We start from the raw sequence: 6596 nt of genomic DNA on the forward strand, positions 1-6596 counted from the left end.
TCGCGCGCACCCCCCCCGGGGGGGCTCCCGGGGGGGGTGTCTCCCAGCTCCGGGTGCAGCCCTTTTTCCGTCGCCGTATGTCGTACCCCGCTGATAAACTCCCCCACTCGGCAGGCAGTTCGACCTGTCGGGCAGTTCGACTCACCGAACAGTTCGACTCAACCGAACAGTTCGGCACCAGGGCCCCACACCTGACGCGTCATGCGCCGTTCCCGGCGCAGGCGGATCTCGGTTTCTCTGTGGGGGAGTTCGTCATACACCGCCCTTTCGTGACGCGCCGTAAATTCGTGACGCGTCGTCAATTCATGCAGCGTCGAAGACTCTGGCGTACCGCCGTGGCTGTCGGCGCCGCAGCAGTCCTCGCGGGCGCCATGAGCCCGTTCACCGGCCCGGCATCGGCCGCCGCACCACCACCCGACGCGCAACTCACGGCGCCGGCCAGAACGATCAGTCCGGGTGTCTACACAGTCGCCGGGAGCACCGGCTTCGCGCACTCCGAGGACGCGCGCAAGAGCTTCCGGTGGACGGACTACGCGACCGGCGCGACCACCACCCTGGCGATTCCCACGCCCGCGCTCGGCCTCGTCAACACCATGTCGGACCTGGTCGTCTACTCGGCGGCCGTGGGTGACTACCGGCTGCTCGACCCGCACACCGGCACGGTGCGCGCCATGCGGCTGCCGCCGGAGTTCGGTACGCCGACCTTCGGCGGGGACACGGCGCTGGCCCCCGCCACCGAGGGCGCGGCGGCCGGCGAGTGCCACCTCTTCCGCCTGGACGGGGCGACCCTCACCGACCGCAAGGTCACCGGCCTGCCCGCGGACTCGCATTGCGCTCTGGCAGTCACGCCCGAGGCCGGAGCCGGTGACGTCTCCACCGGACTCGTGACCTACCGGGCGGGCGGCGCACGGCACTACGGTCTCGTCGACCTGCGGACGGCGGAACTCACCGAACTGCCGCTCTCCGGGAACGCGCAGTACATCCGGGTCACCCCGTCCTATGTGAGCTGGCAGGACACGCCGGCCCACGCCGTCAAGGTGCTCTCCAGGGGGCATCTGCACGACGCGCCCCGAAGCATTCCGGTCGGCTCCGGCAGCCTCGTCAGATCGTTCCCGGTCGGCGATCACGTGCTCCGGATCGACGCCGACAACGGTCCTCTCCTCGATGTCGCCCCCGACGGCGGAACTACCACCCTGCTCACCCCCGCCTACGGGAACCGCGCGCTGCCCGGCCCCGACGGCAGCCTGCTGATCGTGGGCAGGGGGCCGGACGGCGACTACGCGGTGGACCGCTTCACCGCGGGCGCGGACGGAGCGCCCGTCCGCAGCGAGGTGCTGGCGGTGCCGTGGCAGCCCACCCACAGCGCGCGTCTCGCGCTCGCGGGCGGCGATCTCGTCAGTTACGAGGTGTCGTCCGCGGGAGACGGCGCGGGCTTCTACGACCGGCGGCTCGCCCTCTCCGGCGCACCGGCCGCCGTCAGCCAGAGGCCCCTCGGCGGCGGGGCCGGCTTCGGCTGTGAGGCGGACCAGAGCTGCCCGGAGCCGTTCCCGGCCGCCGACGGCCGTCTCGCGTACGTCACGGACACCGGCTCCGGGTACCGGCTGAACCTCGTCGACGCCTCGTCACCGGCCGCCACCCGCCAGATCGTTCTGGGAGCGGACAGGCCCACCGTGTACGGGGTGTCCGGCCGCTATGTCGCCTACGGGACGGGGACCGGCAAGCAGGCGCGTACCGAGGTACGGGACCTGGACACGCGCGCCGTCGTACGCACGGCGCCCGCGGGCCCCTCCGCGCTCTGGGGCGGCACGCTGTGGCAGGCGTCCGCCGGCGGCAGGCTCACGGCGACGGACGTCGCGAAGGGCACGGTGACCCGGACCCTCGGCACCGGATCGTCCTGCGCGGTCCACACCCTCCAGGCGTCCGCGCGGTATCTCTACTGGGAGTGCGGAGCGGCGGCCCCGGCCTCGGCCGGGACCGTGGACATCGCCACCGGGACGGCACGGACCACCGCGGTGGGACCCGGCCCCGGGCGGCTCGGTGACGGCTTCATCGCCCGCCTGGACGGCGCGCGGCGGGTGGTGGTCACGGACCTCACGAGCGCCAAGCCCGTGGAGCAGGTGCTAGGCACCGCCGCCTCCTCCGTCCCCGGTGTGGGCTGGACCGCCGACCCGTCCAGCGTGCTGGTGGCCTACACGGACGGGGACCAGCGGGTGCACGCCGTACGGGCCGGTACGGCGGCGCCGCTCACGGCGGTCGACGCGGCGGTGCCCGCCGACAAGGACGTGCAGGACGAGGGGCGCGCCTGGGCCCCGCAGTGGTGGCTGTCGAAGCCGGCGGCGTCCTGGAAGGTGGCGCTGAGGAACAAGGCCACCGGAGCCGCGGTGCCCACGCTGACCGGCGGCGAGGCCCGCGGGGTGATCACGGCGGACTGGGACGGGCTGATCTCGGCCGGGCATCCCGTGCCGAGCGGCACCTACACCTGGACCCTCACCGCACAGCCCGCGGACGGCTCGGGCGCCGCGCTGACGAAGTCCGGGGCGCTGCATCTGACGGGCGGCGCCGCGGTGGCGCGCGACTACACCGCGGACGGTGTCGGCGACGTGCTGACCCTCAACTCCAAGGGGGAGTTCACCTTCCAGCACGGTGACGGGGCCGGAAAGTTCTCCGGCAAGACCACCGGCGGCGGCTGGCCGGCCACAGCGGTGGCCGTCCCGTTCGGGGACCTCGACGGGGACTGTTCCAACGACGTGCTGGTGCGGTGGAGCGACGGCTCGCTGCGCGGCTACCGTCCGGCGTCCGGGCAGCCGGTCAGGCCCACGACCCCGTACTCGAAACTCGGCACCGGCTTCCAGGCGTACAAGACCCTCACCTCTCCCGGGGACCTGACGGGCGACGGCCGGGCGGACCTGCTCGGCTGGAAGTCGTCCACCGGCGATCTCTACCTCTTCGCGTCGAAGAGCGACGGAACGCTGGCGGCCGGGAAGAAGATCCGGTCGAAGTGGACGTACAGCAAGGTCATGGGGGTGGGCGACCTCAACGGTGACGGTTACGGGGACCTGCTGGCCCGGGACAAGGCCCATGTGCTGTGGCGTTACAACGGCACGGCGGCAGGCCAGTTCAGGGAGCGGGTGCGGGTGTTCAAGGACTGGGGTGCCTCGTACGACACGATCGTCGGCGTCGGTGACATCACCGGCGACGGCAGGGCGGACATCGTCGAACGCGACGCGGCGGGGAACCTCTACCGCAACACGGGCGACGGCAAGGGCTCGTTCGGCGGCCGGACCCTGATCGCCACCGGCTGGAAGGGGTACAGGGGCGTCTTCTAGGCGGCCGCGTCGCAGTGCCGTCACCCGGGCCACGCCAGGGATCCGGGTGGCGGCAAACGTGCCCGGCAGGGGGATACCCGATCGGCTGCCGGGCCCGGTCCCGCTATGCTCGTGGGGTGCCCAGGCACGGACCGTTAGCTCAATTGGCAGAGCAGTGGACTTTTAATCCATTGGTTGTGGGTTCGAGTCCCACACGGTCTACCGGACAGGGGTGAGGGGAACCTCCTCTGACCTGCTACTCAGCGCCTGAATCGGCTTCGGCCGGTTCGGGCGCTGTTTTGTTTCCGCGTGGTACGCCCCCGTCGGGGCGGGGGCGCGCGCCGGGCCGGCGGCGGCCGTTCCGGGAGGGCCGGAGCCGAAGGGGGTTCCGGTGCATGCGCTTGGTTTCCTGCTTCCCTTGCTTCCCTTGCTCCCCTTGCTTCGCTCGATTCCCTCGATTCGCTCGCTCAAGAAGTCGGGGCAGGGGATCCGCTCGTCGTGATGGGACTGTTGTCCCATCGCTCCGGTAGAGTGATGGGTCAAGGGTCCCATCGCTTGAGGGAGAGTGCCATGCGTGTCTTTGTCACCGGGGGGACCGGCCTGATCGGGGCCGCCGTCGTCGCCGAACTGCTCGCCAACGGTCACACCGTTCTCGCGCTCGCCCGCTCCGACGCGTCCGCGCGGGCCGTCGAGGCGGCCGGCGCCGAACCGCTCCGGGGGTCTCTCGCCGACCTGGACGTCCTCCGCTCCGGTGCCGCGCAGTCCGACGGGGTGATCCACCTGGCGTTCGCCAACGACTTCAGCAGCCCCGAAGCCGTCGCGAAGGCGGTCGCCGAGGAAGGCACCGCCATCGCGGCCATCGGTGAGGAACTTGTCGGCAGCGACCGACCGTTCGTCACCGTATCGGGCACGCCCCAGGCGCCGGGCCGCGCCGCCACCGAGGCCGATCCCACCGTGACCGAAGGGCCGGTCGGCGGCCGTGGCCGTGCGGTCACCGCGGCTCTGGGCCTGGCACCGCGCGGCGTCCGCAGTTCGGCCGTACGTCTGCCGCGCACGGTTCACCACCGGGGCGAGGGCGGGTTCGCCGGAATGCTGACCGGCATCGCCCGCCAGACCGGAGTCTCCGGCTACCCGGGTGACGGCGCACAGCGCTGGCCGGCCGTGCACGCGCTCGACGCGGCCGTCCTCTTCCGGCTCGCCCTGGAGCGGGCGGAAGGCGGCACCGCCTGGCACGCCGTGGCCGACGAGGGGGACCGGGTGCGCGACATCGCCGCGGTCATCGGCCGGCGGCTGGGCCTGCCGGTCGAGTCGGTGCCGCCGGTGACCTACGGGCCCCTCGGCCAGATCTTCGAGAGCGACCAGCCCGCGTCCAGCGCCCACACCAGGCAGACACTCGGCTGGGAGCCGACCCACCCGAGCCTGCTGGAGGACCTGGAGAACATCCAGCCCTGAGCGGCGGGGGCAGCCGGGGCGGGTTCCGGCCGCCCCCGCCGCCCGGCCGTTCCACCGCCGGGGCCAGGGGTTCGCCAATACAGGACGCTCTCCTTCCACTTCCACTGGACATCGCATGCCGGATGATGGGGAGTGACGGCATGACAGCGGATGTGCGGGGCGGCGTGATGACAGACAGTGAATCGATCCGGTCCGAGCCGGGGGCCGACCCCGGCCCCGACCCTGGCCCCGGTCCTGACGCCGTCCCGGCGTCCGTGCCGGGCGCGGGGAGTGGGGACGCGGGGCCGCGGCGGTCCCTGCGACGGCGACTGGGCGGGGCCGTGGTCCTCCTCGTTCTCGTGCTGCTGTTCGCCCTGCCGCGGTGGACGCTGTTCGCCTCCGGTGTCCACTGGCCGTTCCCGGTGTTCCTGGCCGGCACGGTCGTCTTCGCCGTCTGGCTGGTCTCCTTCCCCTTCCTGATGGCAGCGGGCCACGGGCGCCGACGGGCCGACCGGGCGGCGCGTATCGCGGACAGCAGCCTCGGGGTGATCTGGGTGCTGTTCACCTGGTCGGTGCTGGGCGGTCTGGTGCATCTCGTGCTGGTCGGGCTCGACGCCGGCGGTGACGAACGGGCCAGGATCATCGCCGCGGCCGTCGCCGTGGTCTCGGCCGGGCTGCTGGCCCTGGGGCACCACGAGGCCATGAGGGTCCCCCGGGTGAAGCGGCTGGACGTCCGTATCCCGCGGCTCGGCCGGGGCCTCGACGGGACCCGTGTCGTCGTGCTGGCCGACACCCACTTCGGGCCGATCGACCGGGCCCGCTGGTCGGCGCGGGTCACCGACGCGGTCAACGCGCTGGACGCGGACGTCGTGATCCACGCCGGTGATATCGCCGACGGCACACCCGCCCAGCGCCGGGAGCAGTCCGCGCCGCTCGGGACGGTCCGGTCACGGCTGGCGAAGGTCTATGTCACGGGGAACCACGAGTACTTCGGGGAGGCGCAGGGCTGGCTGGACCGCATGGCCGAACTCGGCTGGGAACCCCTCCACAACACCCACGTCGTGGTGGAGCGCGGCGGCGACCCGCTCGTCCTCGCGGGTGTGGACGACGTGACGGCGGAATCCTCCGGACTGGCCGGACACCGTACGAACCTGGCCGGGGCTCTCGCGGGGACGGACCAGGACTGGCCGGTCCTGCTCGTCGCCCACCAGCCCAAGTACGTCCGGCAGGCGGCTGCCGCCGGTATCGACCTACAGGTTTCCGGCCACACTCACGGCGGCCAGATCTGGCCGTTCAACTTCCTCGTACGGATCGACCAGCCGGTGGTGCACGGCCTGAGCCGGCACGGCGAGCGGACCCAGCTCTACACCAGCCGGGGCACCGGCTTCTGGGGGCCGCCCTTCCGGGTCTTCGCGCCGAGCGAGATCACCCTGCTCACCCTGCGCTCCGGTGGCGGGCCCGCCACCGGAGCGGACGGCGGGGCCGCCCCGTCGGAGGGCGGGTGAGCGAGGCGCCGTACGTCAGCGGCGGTCCAGGCCGTCACCGGGAACGGCGGACGGCGGAGGCCACCCCGGCCCCGCAGGCGGTCCGGAGCGGTCCGGAGCCGTCCGGAGGGATCCGCAGGCGGTCCGGAGGGATCCGGAGCGGCCCCGGGCGGTAAGTGGTTCGAACCACCCCCGGACATGCCGTAGAGTTGTGTTCACCGACGCGGGGTGGAGCAGCTCGGTAGCTCGCTGGGCTCATAACCCAGAGGTCGCAGGTTCAAATCCTGTCCCCGCTACTCAAGACCGAAGGCCCGGCACACTGTGCCCGGGCCCGGGGGGGTTGGGGGGCCCCGCGCGCGACACCCCGAGTGCCAGG

General features: G+C 72.6%; 3 protein-coding genes and 2 tRNA genes. All 5 read left to right on the forward strand.

Annotated features, from left to right (window positions below; all coding sequences use genetic code 11):
• The first annotated feature begins 305 nt into the window (after positions 1–305).
• The 5 genes from ACFXBC_RS16725 (at position 306) to ACFXBC_RS16745 (ending at position 6516) form a co-directional block, all read left to right on the forward strand.
• Positions 306–3326, forward strand: coding sequence for an FG-GAP-like repeat-containing protein (locus ACFXBC_RS16725; RefSeq protein WP_385024183.1), 3021 nt, complete (start codon positions 306–308; stop codon positions 3324–3326).
• 128 nt (positions 3327–3454) lie between these two features.
• Positions 3455–3527 (forward strand) — tRNA-Lys (locus tag ACFXBC_RS16730).
• A 348-nt stretch (positions 3528–3875) separates the two neighbouring features.
• Positions 3876–4757 (forward strand): SDR family oxidoreductase, encoded by an 882-nt coding sequence (locus ACFXBC_RS16735; protein WP_385024185.1) that lies wholly within the window; start codon positions 3876–3878, stop codon positions 4755–4757.
• Positions 4758–5077: 320 nt separating this feature from the next.
• A complete protein-coding gene (locus ACFXBC_RS16740) occupies positions 5078–6241 on the forward strand; it encodes a metallophosphoesterase (protein WP_385024187.1) in 1164 nt (387 codons plus the stop codon).
• 201 nt (positions 6242–6442) lie between these two features.
• Positions 6443–6516 (forward strand) — tRNA-Met (locus ACFXBC_RS16745).
• Positions 6517–6596: the final 80 nt, after the last annotated feature.

This window comes from Streptomyces sp. NPDC059398 (genome assembly GCF_042751845.1).
Taxonomy (GTDB): Bacteria; Actinomycetota; Actinomycetes; order Streptomycetales; family Streptomycetaceae; genus Streptomyces.

What these genes read in the sequence shown, in the direction of transcription:
- ACFXBC_RS16725 (WP_385024183.1), top strand. Translation starts at nt 306, where the DNA reads ATGCAGCGTCGAAGACTCTGGCGTACCGCCGTGGCTGTCGGCGCCGCA.
- ACFXBC_RS16735 (WP_385024185.1), top strand. Translation starts at nt 3,876, where the DNA reads ATGCGTGTCTTTGTCACCGGGGGGACCGGCCTGATCGGGGCCGCCGTC.